Here is a 19791-nt window from a genome sequence, read left to right as displayed (position 1 = left end):
GGCGGTGAGCAGCACGGAGCGGTGCGACAACGGACGACCCTTCCCCCGGAGGCCGGCCGGCCCCTGGCGGGTCCGGCCGGGCGCCATCGTACGAACCCGGCCCGTCGGGGGAACGTAAACGGCTGTCACCCGCACCCGGTACCGTGCCTCAACTCCCCTGGTACGACAGGCAAGAAAGGTTCACCCGTGACGACCGATACGGACCTCGGCGGCTGGGACGCCGCGCTGGCCGAGGCCTTCGCGACACTGCTCGGCGACGGCGCGGCGGCAGACCCGGCCGCCCGCTACGGGGCGTACTACGCCTCGGAGAGCCTCGACGAGTTCCTGTTCCCCAACTCCTGGGCCGACGCCGACGCCCTGGCGGCGGCGGAGCCCCGGTACCTGCCGGACCCGGACGGCCCGCACCCGTTCTCGCCGTGGAACTGGCAGTTCGACCTGAGCGCGTCGCTGTTCCGCTTCGACCCCGACCTGCTGGCCGCGGCGGGCGCGTGGGGCGAGGACGGGCACAAGGGCCCCCGGCCGTTCGACGAGGCCTTCGTCGCCGACCTGCGCGCCGTCGCCGCCGTGGACGCCTCGGACGCGGCGGTGCTGCGGGGCGCGGAGCTGGGGCCGCTGCTGCGCCGGCACGGCGTCGACCTGACCGGCGAGAGCTGCCGGAAGCTGAACTACTGGCTGACCGTCGTGCTGCGGATCGCCACCGACGGCACCCTGGACGGGGCGATGCGGGCCGCCACCTTCACCGGGCGCGGCCCCGGACACCTGGTGACCGGGCACGACATTCGCACCGACCGTTCCGCCGCCGAGCCCTGGGAGAAGCGGCTGGGCGCGCTCTCCCACCCGGGGCTCCGCGACCACCTGCGGCTGCTGTGCCGCTCCGAGGCCGACGCGCGCAGTGAGGGCGGGTTCTGCAGCGGCTCCGAGCACTGGCCGTGGAGCGACGTCGTGGACGCGGCCGGCGGCTCGCTCGTCATGGGCTGGGGGTTCGGCGAGTCCCAGGCCGGTGTCGCCGTGGTGCGACTGCCCGCCTGACGGAACGCCAGAGGCGGGTGGTGCCGCGGCCCGTCCCCCAACCGGCCGCGACGCCACCCGCCAGATGCTGCTGTGCCCCGAGGCTAGACGCGCTGCCAGAGGGCGGGGACCACGTCCGGCGTCCAGGTGCTCTGCGACAGGTGGGCCTGCACGCAGCGGTAGCTGACGCCGTTGTAGGTGACCACGTCACCCACGTTGTAGTTGACCCCGGCGGCCCAGGTGCCGCCGCCGTTGCCGCCGCCGTTCACCACGAGGGTGAAGGCAGTGGCGTGGGTGGCCGAGGCGCCGGTGCCGGTCAGGGTGATGGTGTAGGTGCCGGCCGGGGTGGAGGCCGAGGTGGCGACCGTCAGGGCCGAGCTGCCGCCGCTGGAGACGGTGGACGGGCTGAACGAGACGGTGGCGCCCGACGGCGCGCCGCTCGCGGTCAGCGCCACGCTCTGCGCCGCACCGGAGGTGGTGGCGGTGGAGAGCGTCGCCGTCGCGGAGGAGCCGGCCTGGACGGTGCCGGTGGCCGGGTTGACCGAGACGCTGAAGTCGTTCATCGGCGTGGTGCCGCCGACCGAGGTCTTCCAGATCGCGTACGCCACGCCGTCGGCGTTGCGGTTCAGCACCGTCGCGTCGACGTTCGAGGTGGTGTCGCAGGACTGGTGGTAGCAGGAGTCGTACGAACGGCCCGCCTGGCCGCCCCACTTGGCGGCCTGCCCGGACGTCTTGACGGCGTCCGCGCCGGCCGCGTAGCCCGAGGTCGGGATGCCGCCCTGCTGGAACGAGTAGTCGTCGGAACGGCCCTGGCCCTCGACGTTCTCCTCCGGCTGGAGGTTGAGGGAGTCCCAGTACGCCTTCAGCGGGGCCGCGGTGGCCGAGTTGACGTTGTTGATGAAGTAGCCGGCGTTGGTCGAGCCGACCATGTCGAAGTTGTAGTAGCCCTTGATCGCCGAGCGCTGGGTCGAGGACAGCTGGCCCACGTAGTACTGCGAACCCTGCAGGCCCTGCTCCTCACCGGCCCACCAGGCGAACCGGACGTGCTTGGTCATGGTCGGGTTCTGCTGCGCCAGGACGAGCGCGTTCTCCAGCAGCACCGCCGAACCGGAGCCGTTGTCGTTGATGCCCGGGCCGGCCGAGACCGAGTCCAGGTGCGCGCCGAACATGGTGACCTGGTCCGACGGGCCGCCCGGCCAGTCCGCGATCAGGTTGTTGGAGGTGTAGCTGCACGAGGTGCAGGTCTGCTCGGTGACGGTGTAGCCCGCCGCCTGCAGCTTGCCCTTGACGTACGCCAGCGACTGCGTGTAACCCGCGCTGCCCGCCCGGCGGTTGCCGCCGTTCTGCTGCGCGACGGTGTACAGCTGGCTCAGGTGCGCCTGGACCTTGGCCACGTCGATGTCCGGGGCCGAGCCGCCGGGGTTGCCGCCGCCGTTCACCGTCAGCTGGTACTGCGCGGTGTGGGTGGCCGGACCGGAGCCGGTGACGGTCAGCGGGTAGGTGCCCGCCGGGGTGTTCGCGCCGACGTTGATGCTCAGCGTCGCCGAGCCGCCGGACTGCACGGAGGACGGGGAGACGGTGGCGGTGGTGCCGCTCGGCGCGCCGCTGACGGACAGCGAGACGGTCGCCGCCGGGGCGGTGACGATCGCGGTGGAGACCGTCGCGGTGGTCGAGCTGCCCGCCTGCACGGTGCCCGCGGACGGGCTCAGCGCCAGCGAGTAGTCACTGGTCGGGTTGCCCACGCAGGTCGGGTCGCCGGGCTGGGCCGGCACGCTGACGGCGTCCCAGGCGGCCTTGGTGCGGTTGAAGAAGTTGCAGGTGGAGTCGAGGTTCTTGGCCGCCGTCAGGGTCGCGGTGCGGTACTTCTTGTACGTCATGCCGCTGGTCTTCAGCAGCATGCCGCCGTAGAAGACCCGGCCCGCGTCCCGGATGCCGATGCCGGTCACGCTGGAGGAGTTGCAGGTCGGGCTGGACGGCTTGCCGCCGCCCGGGTTCGAACCCTCCGCCAGCAGGTAGAACCAGTGGTTCAGCGGGCCGGCCGCCGCGTGCTCCTCGGTGTTCGGGATGGACGCCGAGTAGCAGTTCGGGTTGCCGGATATCTGCGAGGGGTTGTACATCACCCGGATCGGGCCCTGCCCGACCAGGTTGATCATCTCGCCGACGGTGTAGTCCGGGGAGTCGTACGGGGCCGGCTCGTTGGCGTACGCCTCGGTCAGCGCACCCATGATGTCGCCGGTCGCCTCGCCCAGGCCCGCCTCGTTGCTGGACGCGCCGCCCGGCGTGTACTGGTCGAGGCCGTGGCCGAACTCGTGGCCCACCACGTCGATCGCGGCGATCCACTCGTTGGCCTGGCTGTGGCCGATCGAGATGGTCGAGCCGTCCCAGTACGCGTTGACGTCGTTCAGACCGACCTTCACCGGCCAGCTGCCGCCGTTGCCGTTGTGGCCGTTGCGACCCAGCCAGTCGCGGAGCATGTCCCATTCCTTCTGCGCCGCGAACATCGCGTCGGCGCAGCCGGTCTCCTTCGAGGTCGCGGCGCCCGTGCCCCAGGAGTCGGAGGACTTGGTGAACACCGAACCGGTCGAGTAGTCCGAACACTGCAGGCCCGGACGGTTCGGGTCGCGCAGCGAGAACGAGCTGCCCGATCCGGTGGTGGAGATGGTCAGGCCCGCGGGGCCGTTCCACTTGCTGTTGATGGTGCCGGCCTTCACGTCGTCGTAGCTGTCGGCGACCTCGCCGGTGATCGCGTCGACGAACACGTGCAGGTGGCTGGGCCGGTTCTCGTTCGAACCCGACAGCACCGACTCCCAGGCCAGGCGCGAGGTGCCGTCCTTGACCCGGACCACCAGGCGCGGGGCCTCCGCGGAGTCGACCTTCGCCAGCCTCGCCCGCGCCGCCTGCTCGGCGGCCGCCGCGCTCACCTTGGCCTTCGTCGGCACACCGACCGGGCCGGACGCCGCGTTCTGCACCGCCCGGACCTTGCCCTGGCCGTCGGCGAGCACCACCGCGTCGCCGCCGACCACCGGCAGGCCCTTGTAGGTGCGCTCGTACGACACCGAGTACAGGCCGCCGAGGAAGGGGGTGACGGACTGCCGTTCGTACGACTCGTCAGGACCCTTGGCCAGCGCGTCCAGACCGGCCGACGCGGCCAGATCCGCGGCCGAGACCGCCGCGGCCAGTGGCGTCGGCGCAAGCGGGGCGGGGGTCGGGGCGGCGGACGCCTGCCCGGCGAAACCGCCCAGCATGCCGCCCAGCACGGCCAGGGTGGTGCCGGCGGTCAGCAATCTGCGTTTCATTCAGAGCTCCAATGGTGTGGGGTACCACGGGGTGTGGGGGTGCCCGGAACCCTCACACCGTCGCCATGCCCCGGTCAACGGGGCGGACAGGGCCCGTCAAGAGCTGGCAAGTTCCGTCAAATACCCCGACCCCGAACCCAGTTGGCAAACAATTGGTACAGACCACGCCATGTACGCAGCCAGGGTCGGTTGGTACGGTCTCGATACCGCCCCCCGCACGGGCGGGCGCAGCGGAGCCTTCGGGGAGGTAGCGGCGAATGCTGGGCGCAATCGACCCGGTCGCGACGCCGGACAGCAGCAGTGGCCTCGGCATCGCCACGGGCAGCGGCGGTTGGCAGGAGTTCGGCGCACTCCTGCGCCACTGGCGACGCCACGCCGGCTGGACCCAGGCCCAACTCGGCGCCGCCGTCGGCTACGACCACACCGCCGTCAGCCGCCTCGAACACGGCGCCCGCCGCGCCACCCCCCGACTCGTCCGCAGGCTCGACGAACTCCTCTCCACCAGCGGCGAACTGACCCGCTGCTACGGACGCGCCGAGACCGCCGAGGCGGACCGCCCCGCCCTGCCCGCCCACCTGCTGCGCCCCCCGCTGCCGCCCGGCGACAGCGCGACGGGGCCCGTCGCCGCCGACCACTGCCCGACCAGGCTGCCCCACCACGACCTGCAGTGCCCGCTGCACGGCGCCGCCGGCTGCCAACTCCCGCCCCCCGCAACGGCGCTGGCGCTGCACGCGGCGTTCTGCGACAACCCCGCCGCGCCGCTCGACACCGACACCGTGCACGCCCTCGCCGCCGTCCTCGGCGCCCAACTCCACAGCGCGGAACGGGCGATGGGCGAACGGGGCCCCGGCACGGTGATCGAGGCCACGCTGCGCGCCGTGATCGCCCGGCTCGCCGACGCCCCCACCCGGCACCGCCGCGTGCTCGCCCGCCTCGCCGCCGAACACGCCCACGCCGCAGGCAGCCTGCGCCTGCACGGCGGACGCCCCGCCACCGCGATGGCCTGCTTCGACCGCGCCGTCGGCTGGGCCGTGCTGGCCGGCGACCCCGCCACCCAGGTCGCCGCGCTCAGCGACATGGCCGTGCTCGGCCTGCTCGACGACGACCCGCACTCCTCCCGCGCCTACGCCCGGGAGATCCGTCATGCCGCACCGGGACACCACTGGTCCGGCGCGCTCTCCCAGATCGGCGAGGCCCGGGCCACCGCCCTGGCCGGCGACGTCCGGGCCACCGTCCGCCACCTCGGCCGGGCCCGGCTCCACCTCGACCAGCCCGAGGACGCCTCCTACCTGGTCCCCTGGCTCACCCCGGCCGCCCTGCGGATGCGGATCGAATCCGGGTCCGCCGCCGCGCTGCGCGACCTCGCGGTCGCGAGCAACGACCCCCGCCTGGCCCGCCGCGCCCTCGTCGCCGCGCACACCGCGCTCGACCTGCTCGGCACCGGCGAACTCCCCGCCGCCCGCGCCATGCTGACGGCCCGCATCGCCGACTGTCACCTCTGCCAGGACGACCCGCACACCGCCGTCGCCACCCTCACCCCCCTCCTCGACACCCCGCCCGCCGCCCTCCCCGCCCTGGTCCGCCACGAACTGCGCGGCCTGCGCACCCGCCTGACTGCCGGCGCCCCCCGCTGGGGCCACGCCGTCGCCGAGACCGCGGCCCGGCTCGACGCGGCGATCTGACGGGAGAAGGGGGCGGGCAGCCGGTCAGCGGTCTCGGCGACGGGCAGCAGGCAGCCGGTCAGCGGGCCGCGGGCTCAGAGCAGGCCGTGCCACAGCTGCTCGACCAGCACCGACCACCAGGCGGACTCGGCGCGGAACACCGCCGGGTCGACCGCCACCAGCGCCTCCTGGAGCCCGGCCACCGCCGTCCCCGCCGCGAGCGGGTCCAGGCCGACCATCGCCGCGCGGGCCTCGGCCACCAGCAGCAGGGACCGCAGGTACGCGGAGAGCGAGGAGTTGACGAAGCGTCCGCTGCCCGTGCGCGGGTGCACCGCCCAGACCGAACCCGCCTCCTGGCCCTCGCGCTGCACCGCGATCACGCACAGCCCGTCCGAACCGATCCGGTTCCAGCCCGCGAGCACGTCCAGCACCTGCGGATCCAGCGTCGAGCCGGCAGCCGTGAGCGCGGTCCGCAGATCCGCGAACAGCCCACCGGCCGGGGGCGGATCCGTCCGGTCCGCCGTGAACAGCAGCGGCACCTCCACCGGCAGCCCCGCCCAGGTCAGCGTGGAGCAGGTGTCCGACGGCAGACCGGCCCGCAGCGGATCGTCGGCGTCGAACAACCGGAGCACCTCGCCCAGCGCGCCCGGCAGCCGACGCCCGAGCGCGACATCGCGGACCGGCTCCGCAGGGACGACCGCGTCCGGCCCCGGCGCCGGCCGCCGGTTGGGCCGCGGCTGCGGGAAGGTCAGGTCGATCCCGGCCTCGGGCCCGTGCCGTGACACCCACGCAGGCAACTGGCTCACGGCGTTCTGGTTGGCGGCGGCCTGCCGGGACAAGCGTCGGATGGACGAGCTGTGCACCGTGACGGTGGATCAACTGCGCGCCTACGGTGCGGTGTTCGACGATTTCGTGTACGCGTGGGTCGCTGCGGTGCAGGCGTACTGGCGGGCCGATGCGGATCTGATGGAGCACCTGCTCGCGGCGATCGACGGGACGGACCCGGAGGTGGCGACGGTTGCGGATCGGGAGATCCTGCTGAAGGTGCTGTATCCGCCGATCGCGGCGTTCTACCGGCTGGTGCAGCGCGGCGAGGAGAAGTTCGCGGAGGCGATGCAGCGGGCGCTGGAGCTGCACCGGGAGTACTTCACGGCGGACGAGGAGCGGATTCGCGGTGCCGAAGGGCTGGTCTCGTTGCCGCTGATGGGCATCGCCTGCCTGGCCCGGGAGGCCGGCCTGAACGTGGAGATCGAGTCGGACTACCTGCCGAAGCACATCCTGCTGGGCAGCTGGGTCGGCGAGTTCGAGGCCTGACCGGTCCGAGGGCGCGGCACACGACGTGTCCTCGGGGCGAGGATTATGATCTCTGGATTCACCGATTCCGAGGGGGCAGCCATGGGTGCAGCAGACGATCGCGAGCTGGACGGTCCGGAGATCTCGGACGAGGAACTGCTCGACGTCGCCGACAACCCGGCGCAGGCCGCGGAATTGCACCGGGCGTTGCGGACGATCGCGAAGACGGACGGCGTCGGGCCGGAGCTCCAGCAGATGGCCCGGGAGGTGCTGAGCGGGCGGATCGGGATGCGGGACGTGGTGGAGTCCGACCGGTACCTCTCGGCGATCGGGGCGCGGCTCGGGGAGATGCGGACCGCGGCGGAGAACATGTCGCCGGAGGAGCGCGCCGCATCCGAGAAGCGGGCGGTGAAGTTGCGCGAGCAGTCCGAGGCCGAGTACGGGCCGGACGAGCCCGAGGAGTGGGAGCGCCCGCGCGACCGGAACTGATGCTTCGTCAGTCCGGTCGGACGGCCGAGGCTACGGTCGCTTCGAGGGCGGCCAGCGCCTCGGCCGAGGTGAAACGGCCGGACTCGACCTGGTCGCCCGCGGCGAGGATCAGCGTGTAGACGCTGGTGACCAGCCAGTGGGCGGGCAGGTCGGCACGGAAGGCGCCCTCGTCCTGCCCGCGGGTGATCAACTGCTCGACGGCGGCGAGGATGTCGGCGTGCCGGTCCTCGACGGTCTCCGCGGGCAGGGCGCGGCGGGCGGCGTGCAGCATCCGCAGGTTGCGGTCGAGCAGGTGCCAGGACGAACGCAGCAGGGTGCGCAGGGCCTCATCGGCCGGTGAGTCCGCCAGTTCCTGGGCCGCGACCGTGGCCGTGACCTCGCGCAGCGCACGGTCCATCAACTCGCCGAGCAGCGCCTCGCGCGACGGGAAGTGCGCGTACAGGGTGACCCGGCCGACGCCCGCCGCGGCGGCGATCTCGGCCATGCTGGCCTGCGGGTCACGGGCGAAGCAGCCGGCGGCGGCGGCCAGGATCGCGGCGATGTTGCGTTCGGCATCGGCCCGCCGCGGCTGCCCGGAGCCGCCCCGCCGGGTGGGCGTGGCGGAGCGGCGCTGATCGGAGTCCATGAGGGGAGTCTAGGCCCGTCTCTTCCGGATCCTGTGGGGGTGAGGGGGAGGCCGGCCCCACGGCGCGGAGTGCGAGGGCGGCCGACCGGCCGGATGGCGCGGGAGTCGGGGGAGTTGCGCGTCGGTGCGATCGGGCCCGGGTGGAAGCGGGCGGAGCGCGGCTCGGTGATCCGGCGCGAGCCCGCCTCGCTGCGCGCGGTGCGCGAGCGGTTCGTCGGCCCGACCGGCTTCCGGCGGGAGAGTCGAAGGGTGCCACCGGGCTTGGGGGCGTGCGAGGTTGACCGACCCTTCCGGCCCCCCCGAAGAGCAGGCCACCCCACTGCCCCTGGCCCGCCGTCCGTCGCACCTGCGCGGGAGCGGGTGTCTCAGTGCGCGTGCATCCCCGCCGGGCGCTCCGCTCGGCCCGGGGGGACGAGGGCCGGGGTGAGGGCGGCCGCGAGGAGGGCGGCGGCGGCGAGGGTCAGGTGGGCGGTGGGGAAGCCGGCGGAGGTGTGGGCGACGATGCCCGGGGCGGCGGCGGTGGAGACGACCGCGATGCCGATCGCGCCGCCGACCTCGTGGAAGGTGTTGATCACGCCGGAGGCGACGCCCGCCTCCTCGTGCGGGACGGATCCGAGTGCGGTGGTGGTCGCGCAGACCAGCACCGGGACGACGCCGAACGCGGCGAGCGTCAGCCCGGCGACGGTCCAGAGCGGCCCGTCCGCGACCGCGAGCAGCACGCTCCCGGCCGCGGCCAGCAGCAGGCCGCCCGCGGCGACGGTCCGGACGCCCGCATGGGCCGGCAGATGGCCCGTCAGGTGTGCGGCGACGGCGGTGCCCGCCGCCATCGGCAGGACCAGCGCGCCGGTGGCGAGCGCGGACAGGTGTCGGACGTCCTGGAGGTACAGCGAGCCGAGGAAGACCAGGCCGAGCAGCAGCGCGGTGGCGACCAGCATCAGCAGGGATCCGGCGGCGACCGGGCGGCGGGCCAGGAGGCGCACGTCCAGCAGCGGGGTGGCCGTCCGGCGCTCCAGCAGGACGAACAGGCCGTAGAGCACCACCGAACCGAGGGACGGCAGCAGCACGGAGGCCGAACTCCAGTCGTGGTCACCGGCGTTGACCAGGCCGAGGATCAGCGCGCCGGTGGCGGCGGTGACCAGCAGCGCCCCGGGCAGGTCGATCCTCCGGTGGCCGGCGGGCGGGGCGGGCGGGAGGAGTGCGGGCAGGGCGGCGAGGACGGCGAGGCCGACCGGCAGGTTGACGAAGAACACCCAGTGCCAGCCCGGTCCGGCGGTGAGCAGTCCGCCGAGCATCGCGCCCGCCGCGAAGCCGATCCCGCCGAGCATCGCCCACACGCCGAGCGCCTTGGTGCGCTCGGGGCCGTCGAACGCCCGGGTCAGTGCGGCCAGCGCGGCCGGCGAGACCAGCGCCGCCCCCACCCCTTGGGCGGCCCGCCCGGCCAGCAGCGGGGCGGGACCGTCGGCGAGTCCGGCCGTCAACGAGGCGGCGGTGAAAAGGAGCAGACCGGCCATCAGCATCCGGCGCGCCCCGAACGCGTCGGCGAGCCGTCCGCCCAGCAGCATCAGCCCGCCGAAGCAGAGCGTGTACGCGGTGACCGCCCAGGTGAGCGCGGAGCGGCCGAGGCGCAGGTCGGCGCCGATGGTGGGCAGCGCGACGTTGATCACCGTGACGTCCACGATCAGCATGAACTGGGCCAGGCAGAGCACCCCGAGCAGCAGTCGGCGGCGCGGGTGCGCGGCGGTCGGCGGGTGGGTGGACGGTGGGTGGTGCGCGACGCCATGCATGGAGGACCCCCAGTAACTCGAACATCGGTGTACGGGTTAAGGGATATCAGAGGATCGGGTAAATTGAACAGTGGTGTTCGGGTTGATCGGCCCGACGGGGAAGTCCCGGGCGGGTCAGGCGAGTTGGGTCAGTGCTCTGGCGGCGTCCGCGAAGAACTGCTCGTCGGCGGTGTCGGCGAGGCCGAGCACCACGCCCTGGGTGAGGCCGACGAACAGCGCCCGCAGTGCGCTGACCAGGCGCTGCGCCTGATTCGCCGTCACGGTGCGGTCGCCGTGCCGGCGTCCGGTGAACAGTGCGACCAGCTGTGCCTCCTGGGCGTGGATCGACTCGGCCAGCCGGGTGCGCAGGTCGGCGTCGTGCACCGCCATGTCCAGCAGGGTCACCTGGAGCGAGAGCGCGGCCATCGCGTCGGGAGCGTCGCAGCCGCGGCGGTAGTGGCGGGCGAAGGCGTCGACCGCCGTCGGCAGGTCGAGTTCGGGCGGCAGGGCCTGTTCGAGCTCCGCGTAGTGCGGGCCCAGATGGTCGGCGACCACGGCCACCACCAGGCCGTTCTTGCTGCCGAACAGCGAGTACACCGCTCCGGTGGTCACTCCGGCGAGCCGGGCGATCTCGTCCAGCTTCGCCCGGTAGCCGTCCCGGGAGACCAGCTGGAGGGCGGCGTCCAGCAGTGCCCGGCGGTTGCGTTCCTTGGTCTCGGCCCTTGTCATTCGCATAACCTGATTATGCTCGTAACCTGGTTACGGGAAACCACTCGGGGAGGGGTGCTCGTATGGCGAGGAACATGACGGCGGGGATCGTGGCGGACGGCGCCTTCAAGGTGCTGCTGGCAGCGGTGTTCGGGCTCGGGGCGGTGCAGGTCGGCCGCCAACTCGGCGTCGCACCATGGCTGATGATCTGCTGCGGGGTGGCCCTGCTGATCTGCGGCGAGGCCGAGATCCGGTTCGTGCGGCGGCGGCCGGTGCGCACCTGCACCCGGCTGATGATCGGCTACGACACCGGATGGGTGCTGGCGGCCGTCGTCGGCCTGCTGCTGGCGCGCGGCGGCAGCATCGCGGGCGGGGAGGTGTGGATCGGCTACCAGGTGCTCGCGCCGCTGGTGTTCGCGGCGGTGCTGAGCCGGGGCCCGGAGAGCCCGGCCCCGGAGAGCTCGGCCCCTGAGGGTCCGGCCTCGGAGAACCCGGCCCGGAAGGACTGACAGATCGTCAGGGCTGCTGGTCCAGGACGCCGTTGACGACCGTGTGCAGGTGGCGGCGGAAGCGGTCGAGGACCGGCAGGTCGAGCGGGCCAAGGCGGCGGCCGGCCGGGTCGATGACGCCGGCCTGGCCGAAGGAGTGGGACGTCCAGACGATGGTGAAGACCAGCATCTCGACGTCCACGCCCGCGCCCAGGCCGGCCCGGTCGAGCACCTCGCGGACGGCGGCGGCGACCTCGGCGACCAGCGGGCCCGCGAACTCGGTCTCGATGTCGGCCAGATCGGCGCCCTCGGCCAGCCAGCGGCGCATCCACAGGGCCGGCACCTCGGGGTGGCCCAGGCAGAACGACAGGTAGGCGTCCACGAAGGCGAGCAGCGCCGCCCGGGTCTCCTCCGGCGACGGCCCGCAGGCGTGCAGCCGGCGGACGGCCGCGGTCACCACCTCGCGCTGGGCCAGGTGCGCGCGGCGCATCACCTCGCGGTACAACTCCGGCTTGGCGCCCACATGGTAGGCCACGGTGGCGATGTTCAGCCCGACCGCGTCGCCGATCGCGCGGGTGCTGGTGGCGTCGTACCCGCGCTCGGCGAACAGGCGGGTGGCGGTCGCCAGGATGCGCTCGCGCGGACTGTCGTCGGACCGGGTGCTCATGGGGCGAGGCTACCGGACGTGTCGTGCCGGTTTCAATCACGTGACGGAGTCGAGAAACCCAGGTCGCAGAGCATTGCCCATTCCTCCATCATTCGATTGAATGAGCGCCTTCCGCGGAGAGGAGGGCCCGGCCATGGGCTCCACGAAGGTGGCGGTGATCGGCGCCGGCGCGGCCGGGCTCGCCACGGCCAAGGCGCTGCTCGACCACGACCTGGACGTCACCGTGCTGGAACGCGGCGACCGGGTCGGCGGCCTGTGGGCGGGCGACGACAGCGCCGGGACGTCACCGGCGTACGACAGCCTGCACCTGAACACCAGCAAGGGCCGCACCCAGTTCGTCGACCACCCGATGCCCGAGCACTGGCCCGACTACCCGTCGGCGGCCAAGGTGGCCGGCTATCTCGCCGACTACGCACACCGGTTCGGCGTCACCGAGCGGATCCGGTTCGGCGCCGAGGTCACCGCCGTCCGCCGCGCCGGGACGCACTGGGAGGTCGGGACGGCGGCCGGCACCGAGCAGTACGACGCCGTGGTGGTCGCCAACGGCCACAACCGCGACCCGAAGTGGCCCAGTCCCGGCTACCCCGGCGCCTTCGACGGCACCCAGCTGCACGCCCACGACCACTGCGGCGCCGACGCGTACCGGGACAGGCGGGTACTGGTCGTCGGGATGGGCAACTCCGCGATGGACATCGCCGTGGACGCCTCGCACGTCTCCCGCGGGCCGGTGCTGCTGTCCGCCCGGCACGGCAGCCACATCGTGCCCAAGTACCTGTTCGGCCGCCCCGCCGACGCCACCGGCGGCGCGCTCGCCGTGCTGCCCTGGCGGATCCGGCAGGCCGTCGCGCAGACCGCGCTGCGCCTCGCCGTCGGCACCCCCGAGCGGTACGGCCTGCCGAAGCCGGCCGGCGGGCTGTTCCAGAACCACCCCACCATCAGCGACACGATCCTCCACCGCCTCACCCACGGCGAGGTCGAGGCCCGCCCCGGCATCGAACGGCTCGACGGCGATCGGGTGCTGTTCACCGACGGCGCCGCCGACCGGGTCGACGTGATCGTCTGGGCCACCGGGTACCACGTCACCATCCCGTTCCTGGACGGGCGGTGGACCGGTGACGACCCCGAGACGCTGCCGCTCTACCAGCGGGTCTTCCACCTCGACGACCCCACGCTGAGCTTCGTCGGCCTGATGCAGTCCACCGGCGCCGCGCTCCCCGTCGTCGAGGCCCAGGGCAAGCTGGTCGCCGCCCACCTGGCCGGCCGCTACGCGCTGCCCACCCCCGCGCAGCAGCGCGCCCACGTCGAGCGGATGCACGCCGCCGCCGTCCGCCGCTGGGGTGCCAAGCGGCCGATGATGCGGATCGACTTCGACCAGTACACCGCCGCCGTGCCTCGCGAACTGCGGGCCGGCGCCCGCCGAGCCGTCGCCCGCCCCACCCCCACCACGAAGGCAGCGATATGACGATCCGACTGTTCTACCGCCGTCAGGACCCGCGCGGCCGCCGGGTGCTGATCACCGGCGCTTCCGGCACCATCGGCCGCTCCCTCGGTGAACGCCTCACCCGGGCCGGCGCCCACGTCGTCGGCCTCGACCTGCGCCCCGTCGGTGACGAGCCGTTCACCATGCTGCGCTGCGACCTCACCGACGACACCAGTGTCGCCACCGCCGTCGCCGAAGCCCTCGACACCCTCGGCGGCCTCGACGTCCTGGTCAACAACGCCGGCATCGGCGGCCCCGCCCCCGCCGAACTCGCCCCCGGCGACGAAGTCCGCCGCCAGCTGGAGATCAACCTGCTCGGCACCTGGCGCACCACCGCCGCCTGCGTCGACGCCCTGGTCGCCGCCCGCGGCCGGGTCGTCATGGTCACCTCCCGGATGGCCGTCATGCAGCTCCCGCTGGCCGCCGCCTACGGCGCCTCCAAGCGCGCCATGGTCGCCTACGCCGACGCGCTGCGCCTCGAACTCGGCACCCACGTCACGGTCTCCTGCGTCTACCCGTCCGCCGTGCGCAGCCCCATCCACGACTCCACCAAGGCCGCCGGACTCTCGCTGGACGGCATGAGCGTGTACGAGCCGCTGGACGGCGTCCTCGACACGATCGAACGCGCCGCGCTCGCCGTCCGGGCCCGCCGCGACCTGCCCACCACCCGCAAGGGCGCCGTCGAGTTCTTCCTCGCCCGGCACCTGCCCGCGCTCACCGACCGGATCGTCCGGAGCACCCTCGCCGAGCGCGCCGCCGCCGGCGCCTTCGACGACGCCCCGCTCGCCGCCGGCGTCGCCGCCCGCCACCGGAGCGCCCCGTGACGGACCCTCAGGCCCGGCCCGGAGCCGGCCGCCGCACGCTCGTCCTGTACGCCGCCGGCTCGGTCGGCATGGGCGTGTGGGTCACCGTGCCCGGGCTGCTGCTGCTCTACTTCCTCACCGACGTGCTCGGCGTCCCCGCCGCCGTGGCCGGCCTCGCCCTGCTGCTGCCCAAGATCGTCGACATCGTGGTGCACCCGCTGCTCGGCTCGCGCTCCGACCGGCAGGCCCGCGCCCACGGCCACCGCCGCAGGATGATGCGCACCGGACTGCTGCTCGGCCTCGCGATGGCCGCCATGTTCACCGTGCCGGGCCAACTCACCGGCACACCGGCCGCGTTGTGGGTCGGCGGCTGGCTGGTCATCGGCAACCTGCTGTTCGCCGCCTTCCAGGTGCCCTACCTCACCACCCCCTCCGACCTGCTCGTCGGCTACCACGAGCGGACCCGGGTCTTCATGTTCCGGATGGCCCTGCTGACGATCGGCCTGCTCGGCGCGGGCGTCGCCGCCCCCGCCCTGGCGGCCGGCGGCGGCCGCGCCGACTACACCCGGATGGCGCTGCTGCTGGCCGTCGCGACGACCGCCTCCGCCGCCGTCGCGCTGCGCGGCGTGCGCCGCCTCACCGACGCCTGCGGCTTCCGCGCGCCCGACCCGAAGGCCGGCCACTCCACCCTCGCCGACCTGCGGATCGCCGGCCGGGACCGCGACTTCCGCGCCCTGGTGCTGTCGTACCTGTTCACCGGCACCACCACCCACCTGTTCCTGGCCGCGCTGCCCTACGTCACCCAGTACCTGTTCCACAACGCCGAGTTGACGGCGCTGTTGATGGGCCTGTTCCTGGCCCCCGCGATGTTCGCCGGACCCGGCTGGACCGCCTGGTCGCGGCGGATCGGCAAACAGCGCGGACTGCTGCTCTCGCAGGCCGTGTTCGCCGCCGGCTCGCTCGCCCTGCTGCCCGGCGCCCGGCTCGGCGGTGGCGCCGGCACCGCGCTCACCGCCGCCGTCGTGATGGCCATGGGCATCGCCTTCTCCGGCCTGCAGCTGTTCGCGTTCTCGATGCTGTCCGACGCCGTCAACGGCGCGGGCTCCGTCAAAGCCGGCGCCTACACCGGCGTGTGGACCGCCACCGAAGCCACCGGCACCGCCGTCGGCCCCTATCTGTACTCCGCCGTGCTCGCCGTCGGCGGCTTCGTCTCCAGCACCGGCGGCCACACCGCCGCGCAGAGCGGCACCGCCCTGGACGCGCTGCTGCTCGGCTTCACCGCCCTGCCCGCCGCACTGATGGCCGTCGCCCTGTGGTTCCAACGCCGCTGCACCCTGGACCGCACCCCGTGACCGGACCCGACACCCTCGCCGTGGCGGCCGTCGCGCTCGGCGCGTTCGCGCAGGCCGCCACCGGCATGGGCTTCTCGCTGATCGCCGCGCCCGCGCTGATCGCCGCCGTCGGCCCGCACCGCGGCGTCCCCACCGTGCTGCTGCTCGCCGTGCTCGCCTCGCTGCTGCCGCTGTCCCGGGACTGGCGGCACACCCGCCTCCGGGACACCGGACGGCTGCTGCTGCCCACCCTGCTCGGCACCCCCGTCGCCGCCCGACTGCTCGCCGCCGTCGACACCCGGCTGCTCGCCGGCGCCGCCGGCCTCGGCGTCCTGGCCGGCGTCGCGCTGCTCGCCCGCGGGCTGCGCTCCGCGTTCCTGCGGCGCCCCGCCGGGGCCTGGATCAGCGGCCTCGGCAGCGCCGGACTGAACGTCATCGGCGGTGTCGGCGGCCCCCCGATCGGCCTGTACGCCGCCAACGCGGGCCGGCCCGCGCGCGAGGCCCGTGCCACCCTGCACGCCTTCTTCCTGGTGCAGAACGTGGCCACCGCGGCCGTGCTCGGCGTCGTCCTGCCGTCCTGGCCCGCGGTGGCCGCGCTCGCCGTCGGCGCGGCCACCGGCATGGCGCTCTCCCCGCGCTTGTCGCCGACCGCCACCCGGAGCGGCGTGCTCGCCGTCTCCTGCGTCGGCGCGCTCGCCCTGACCGGGACCGCGCTCTGACCTCAGCCCTGCGGCAGGTGCTCCGCGACCAGGGCGGCGAACTCGTCCGGGGAGACGATCCGGATGCCCAGCTCCTCGGCCTTCGCGCGCTTCGAGCCGGCCTTCTCGCCCGCCACCAGCAGCGTGGTGCGCTTGGACACCGAGGACGAGGACTTGCCGCCGGCCCGCTCGATCAGCTCGTTCATCTCGTTGCGGGACAGCTCCGCCAGCGGACCCGTCATGCTGCCCGTCACCACCACCGCCTGACCCGCCAGCGGGCCGCCCGCCCCGGCGGGCTCGTCGGCGGCCGGCGGGGCCTGCGGCTCGGTGACGGCGGTGCCCACGCCCTGCGCGGCCAGCCGGTCCAACAGGTCGGCCAGCTCGGCGAGTTCGGTCACCAGCAGGCGGGCCTTCTCCGGGCCGATGCCGTCCACCGCCGCCAGCGTCTCGGCGTCCGCCGCGCGGATCGCCGCCATCGAGCCGAAGTGCGCGGCGATCCGGCGCGACATGCTGCGCCCGGTGCCGCGGATGCCGAGCGCGCAGAACGCCCGGTGCAGCGGCTGGCTGCGGGCCGCGTCGATCGCCGCGAGCAGATTGTCCGTGGAGGTGTCGCCCATCCGCTCCAGCGCCAGCAGCTGCTCCCGCGTCAGCGTGAACACGTCCGCCAGATCCGCCACCAGGCCCGCCTCCACCAGCTGCACCGCGCGGGTCGAACCGAGACCCTCGATGTCCAACTGGTCGCGGCCCGCCGCGTAGATGATCGACGCCACCGCCTGGCAGTTGCGGCCCCGGCTGCACCGCCAGCGCTGCTCGCTCGTGTCGATCGCCTCCCCGCAGCGCGGGCACGCCTCCGGGAAGACGATCGGCCGCTCCGCGCCGGTGCGCTGCTCCACCAGCGGCGCCTCCACCCGCGGAATGACGTCCCCCGCGCGGTGCACGAACACCCGGTCGCCCAGCATCAGGCCGCGCCGCTCGATGTCGGCCGGGTTGTGCAGCGTCGCGTACGTCACCGTCACGCCGTCGATCACCACCGGCTCCAGCACCGCCCGGGGCGCGATGATGCCGGTGCGGCCCACGTTCCACTCGACGCCCAGCAGGGTGGTCACCTTGTGCTCGGCGGCCAGCTTGCGGGCCACCGCCCAGCGTGGCGCCCGCGAACCGTTGCCCGCCTCGCGCTGGTCCGCCGCCTCGTCCGCCTTGATCACCACACCGTCGATGCCGAACGGCAGCGCCGCCCGCATCGCCTCGATCTGCGCCACCCGCTCCTGCACCTGATCGACCGTCACGCAGCGCGCCGGCGCCGCGTCCGTGGTCGCCGCGGTGTTCGCCCCCAGCTCGGCCAGGCGGGCCAGCAGCGCGCTGTGCGCCAACTCCTCCTCGCCGAAGCCGACGGCCCCGTACGCGAAGAACGTCAACTCCACCCGGTACGGGCGGTCCTTGGCGCGCAGCGTGCCCGCCGCGCCGTTGCGCGGGTTGGCGAACGGGAGCGCGCCGTGCGCGGTGCGGACCTCGTTGGCGCGGTCGAACTGCTCACGGGTGAACAGCACTTCGCCGCGCAGCTCGACGTCCACCGGCTCGGCCAGGACGGCCGGCAGGCCCAGCACATCGCCCGCCGCGTGGCTGATCTCCTCGCCCGCCAGGCCGTCGCCGCGGGTGATCAGCCGGTGCAGCCGGCCCGCCCGGTAGCGGGCCGCGACGGCCAGCCCGTCCAGCTTCGGCTCCACGCACCAGGCCGCCACCGGACGGCCCAGCCGGCGCTCCAAGGAGGCTGCCCAGTCGGCGAGTTCCTCCACCGAGAAGACGTTGTCCAACGACAGCATCGGCACGCTGTGCGGCACATCGCCCTGCACCGCGCCACCCGCCACCTTGCCGCTCGGCGACTGCGGCAGCACCTCGTCCGGGTGCTCCTCCTCGTAGCCGGCGATCGCCCGCAGCAGGGCGTCGTACTCGTCGTCGCCCAACGGGGTGGACCCGTCGCCGTAGTAGGCGGCCGCAGCCGCGACGGCGGTGGCGACGGCATCGGCGTAGGCGCCGGGGGAGAGCAGAGCGGTGTCGTTCATGCACGTATGGTCTCGTGTCGCACTGACATTCGGGCCCGGTGCCCGTCGTGCACCACTTCCAAGATCACCCGACATTCCCTAGGGTGGCGGCCATGACAAACCCGGGGAACGACACGACCGACGTGCACATCAGCCTGATCGGCGGCACCCGCCTCGAAGGCGCGGAGATCCATGCCCGGACCCTGACCGCCTCCTTGGTCGGCGGCGCCGACATCGACCTCACCGACGTCGACATCCCCGACGGCGCCGAACTGCGCATCACCAAGCTCAGCCTGGTCGGCGGCGTCCACCTCCGGGTCCGCCCCGACGTCCGCGTCAAGGTCACCGGCATCCGCCTCGGCGGCGTCAGCGACGACGGCCCGACCGTCGCCGGCGGCCCGACGGTGCACGTTGCCGCCTGGGGGCTGGTCGGCGGGGTGCGGGTGAGCCGTGACTGACGCTCCATCAACAGGGGTTGTCGGTCGGGAAGTTGACCAGAGGAGTCGACCGGATAGCCGGGTGGGCGTCCTGCTGTCGGTGCAGCCGACCGCGGGCCTGCCCGCGCTGCGGCTGCGCCCCTGGCAGGTCGACGACGTCGACGCCCTGGTGGCGGCGCACCGGGACCCCGTGATGCGTCGCTGGCTGCTGACCGTGATCGACGACGAGGCCGATGCCCGGCGCTGGATCGACGGCCGGCGCCGGAGCTGGGCCGCCGGGACGGGGTTCGGCTTCGCCGTTCAGGAGGACGGCGGCGCGGGCTTCGGCCCGCCGGTCGGCCACGTGAACATGAAGGTCAGGGCCGAGGGCGTCGCGGAAGTGGGCTACTGGACGGCGGCCCGGGGCCGCGGGCGGGGGCTGGCCTCGCGGGCGTTGGAGGCCGTCGTCGGGTGGGCTCTGGCCGAGGGTTCCGCCGTGCCGGTGGCGCGGTTGGAGCTCTTCCACGCCGTGGGCAACCACGCGTCGTGCGGGGTGGCCGATCGCTGCGGCTTCGACCTCGAAGCGGTCCTTCCCGCCCAGCCGCCGGCCTTCCCGAACGAGGGCCACCTGCACGTGCGTCGCGCCCGCTGAGGGCGCCGCTCCCCCAGGGGTGACGGTCCGTCAGGAACGGTCGGCCGGTCCGTGGGCGCGGAGTTGGGCCGGGCGGCCCGCGGGGCGGTGCCAGGCGAGGTCGAGGCCCGCGGCGCGGAGGGCGATGCCGAGGGCGTGGCGCATGGCGTTCTGGACGGCGGAGCGGGTGTCGGGCTGTTCGCCGTCCCGACGGGGGAGGCGGGGGGAGGGGTTCCAGTCGAGGGCGGCCAGGCCGGCCGGGTCGCCGGCGTGCAGGACGATGCCCGCGCCGCCCGGGCGGGCCGCCACGGGCAGGCCCGCCAGGGTCGCGCTGCGGCGGACGGCCGTGACGATGTCCGCCCGGACGCCCGGGGCCACCGGCGGCGGGGCATCCG

Annotated in this window: 19 protein-coding genes; 11 read left to right on the top strand and 8 right to left on the bottom strand. The window is 74.0% G+C overall.

Annotation, left to right across the window (positions count from 1 at the left end):
* Positions 1–186 precede the first annotated feature (186 nt).
* Positions 187–1029: a hypothetical protein gene (locus IEZ12_RS29025; protein ID WP_189276050.1), complete on the top strand. Its 843-nt coding sequence runs from the start codon at positions 187–189 to the stop codon at positions 1027–1029.
* An 83-nt stretch (positions 1030–1112) separates the two neighbouring features.
* Here IEZ12_RS29025 and IEZ12_RS29020 read toward each other — a convergent pair whose 3' ends face one another.
* Positions 1113–4304, bottom strand: coding sequence for a M28 family peptidase (locus IEZ12_RS29020; protein ID WP_189276048.1), 3192 nt, complete (start codon positions 4302–4304; stop codon positions 1113–1115).
* 257 nt (positions 4305–4561) lie between these two features.
* Here IEZ12_RS29020 and IEZ12_RS29015 point away from each other — a divergent pair, with 257 nt between their 5' ends.
* Positions 4562–5986, top strand: a complete 1425-nt coding sequence (locus tag IEZ12_RS29015) for a helix-turn-helix domain-containing protein (protein ID WP_189276046.1) — start codon at positions 4562–4564, stop codon at positions 5984–5986.
* A 74-nt stretch (positions 5987–6060) separates the two neighbouring features.
* On the opposite strand, the gene IEZ12_RS29010 is transcribed toward IEZ12_RS29015, so the two are convergent.
* Positions 6061–6804 (bottom strand): SUKH-4 family immunity protein, encoded by a 744-nt coding sequence (locus IEZ12_RS29010; RefSeq protein WP_229848242.1) that lies wholly within the window; start codon positions 6802–6804, stop codon positions 6061–6063.
* On the opposite strand from IEZ12_RS29010, the gene IEZ12_RS29005 reads away from it, so the two are divergent.
* On the top strand, positions 6692–7279 hold the full coding sequence (locus IEZ12_RS29005) for an immunity 49 family protein (protein ID WP_229848240.1): 588 nt from the start codon (positions 6692–6694) through the stop codon (positions 7277–7279). The genes IEZ12_RS29010 and IEZ12_RS29005 overlap by 113 nt on opposite strands.
* An 81-nt stretch (positions 7280–7360) precedes the next feature.
* Positions 7361–7747, top strand: coding sequence for a hypothetical protein (locus tag IEZ12_RS29000; protein ID WP_100584123.1), 387 nt, complete (start codon positions 7361–7363; stop codon positions 7745–7747).
* A gap of 7 nt (positions 7748–7754) precedes the next feature.
* Here the strand turns inward: IEZ12_RS29000 and IEZ12_RS28995 are convergent, their stop codons facing one another.
* From IEZ12_RS28995 to IEZ12_RS28985, 3 genes are all read right to left on the bottom strand, one after another.
* Complete coding sequence (locus IEZ12_RS28995; RefSeq protein ID WP_189276042.1) at positions 7755–8372, bottom strand: TetR/AcrR family transcriptional regulator; 618 nt, start codon at positions 8370–8372, stop codon at positions 7755–7757.
* 365 nt (positions 8373–8737) lie between these two features.
* Positions 8738–10156, bottom strand: coding sequence for a DHA2 family efflux MFS transporter permease subunit (locus IEZ12_RS28990; RefSeq protein ID WP_189276040.1), 1419 nt, complete (start codon positions 10154–10156; stop codon positions 8738–8740).
* Positions 10157–10270: 114 nt separating this feature from the next.
* Positions 10271–10864 (bottom strand): TetR/AcrR family transcriptional regulator, encoded by a 594-nt coding sequence (locus IEZ12_RS28985; RefSeq protein ID WP_189276126.1) that lies wholly within the window; start codon positions 10862–10864, stop codon positions 10271–10273.
* A 74-nt stretch (positions 10865–10938) separates the two neighbouring features.
* Between IEZ12_RS28985 and IEZ12_RS28980 the strand changes: the two genes are divergently transcribed.
* Positions 10939–11352, top strand: coding sequence for a hypothetical protein (locus IEZ12_RS28980; RefSeq protein ID WP_373295543.1), 414 nt, complete (start codon positions 10939–10941; stop codon positions 11350–11352).
* A 7-nt stretch (positions 11353–11359) separates the two neighbouring features.
* Here the strand turns inward: IEZ12_RS28980 and IEZ12_RS28975 are convergent, their stop codons facing one another.
* The gene (locus IEZ12_RS28975; RefSeq protein ID WP_189276038.1) at positions 11360–11998 is read right to left on the bottom strand and encodes a TetR/AcrR family transcriptional regulator; all 639 of its coding nucleotides are present in this window, start codon (positions 11996–11998) and stop codon (positions 11360–11362) included.
* Positions 11999–12131: 133 nt separating this feature from the next.
* Here IEZ12_RS28975 and IEZ12_RS28970 point away from each other — a divergent pair, with 133 nt between their 5' ends.
* The 4 genes from IEZ12_RS28970 to IEZ12_RS28955 are packed head-to-tail and all read left to right on the top strand — an operon-like array spanning position 12132 to position 16331.
* On the top strand, positions 12132–13460 hold the full coding sequence (locus IEZ12_RS28970; protein ID WP_189276036.1) for a flavin-containing monooxygenase: 1329 nt from the start codon (positions 12132–12134) through the stop codon (positions 13458–13460).
* Positions 13457–14302 (top strand): SDR family NAD(P)-dependent oxidoreductase, encoded by an 846-nt coding sequence (locus IEZ12_RS28965; RefSeq protein ID WP_189276035.1) that lies wholly within the window; start codon positions 13457–13459, stop codon positions 14300–14302. Before IEZ12_RS28970 ends, IEZ12_RS28965 begins: the two co-directional genes overlap by 4 nt.
* A complete protein-coding gene (locus tag IEZ12_RS28960; protein ID WP_229848236.1) occupies positions 14299–15633 on the top strand; it encodes an MFS transporter in 1335 nt (444 codons plus the stop codon). The genes IEZ12_RS28965 and IEZ12_RS28960 overlap by 4 nt, the downstream gene beginning before the upstream one ends.
* The gene (locus IEZ12_RS28955; RefSeq protein ID WP_189276033.1) at positions 15630–16331 is read left to right on the top strand and encodes a TSUP family transporter; all 702 of its coding nucleotides are present in this window, start codon (positions 15630–15632) and stop codon (positions 16329–16331) included. Before IEZ12_RS28960 ends, IEZ12_RS28955 begins: the two co-directional genes overlap by 4 nt.
* Positions 16332–16333: 2 nt before the next feature.
* On the opposite strand, the gene ligA is transcribed toward IEZ12_RS28955, so the two are convergent.
* Entirely contained in the window at positions 16334–18370 is a 2037-nt protein-coding gene (gene ligA, locus IEZ12_RS28950) for an NAD-dependent DNA ligase LigA (protein ID WP_189276031.1), read from the bottom strand.
* 92 nt (positions 18371–18462) lie between these two features.
* On the opposite strand from ligA, the gene IEZ12_RS28945 reads away from it, so the two are divergent.
* On the top strand, positions 18463–18807 hold the full coding sequence (locus tag IEZ12_RS28945; protein WP_189276029.1) for a hypothetical protein: 345 nt from the start codon (positions 18463–18465) through the stop codon (positions 18805–18807).
* 61 nt (positions 18808–18868) lie between these two features.
* Entirely contained in the window at positions 18869–19417 is a 549-nt protein-coding gene (locus tag IEZ12_RS28940; protein ID WP_229848234.1) for a GNAT family N-acetyltransferase, read from the top strand.
* 30 nt (positions 19418–19447) lie between these two features.
* Here the strand turns inward: IEZ12_RS28940 and IEZ12_RS28935 are convergent.
* The coding region (locus tag IEZ12_RS28935; RefSeq protein WP_229848232.1) for a hypothetical protein at positions 19448–19791 on the bottom strand (344 nt) is incomplete at its 5' end.

The organism is Kitasatospora griseola, assembly GCF_014648555.1.
In the GTDB taxonomy this organism is placed as follows: domain Bacteria; phylum Actinomycetota; class Actinomycetes; order Streptomycetales; family Streptomycetaceae; genus Kitasatospora; species Kitasatospora griseola.
Note: the sequence above shows the minus strand (reverse complement) of the source record. Positions and strands in the feature narration are given on the sequence as shown.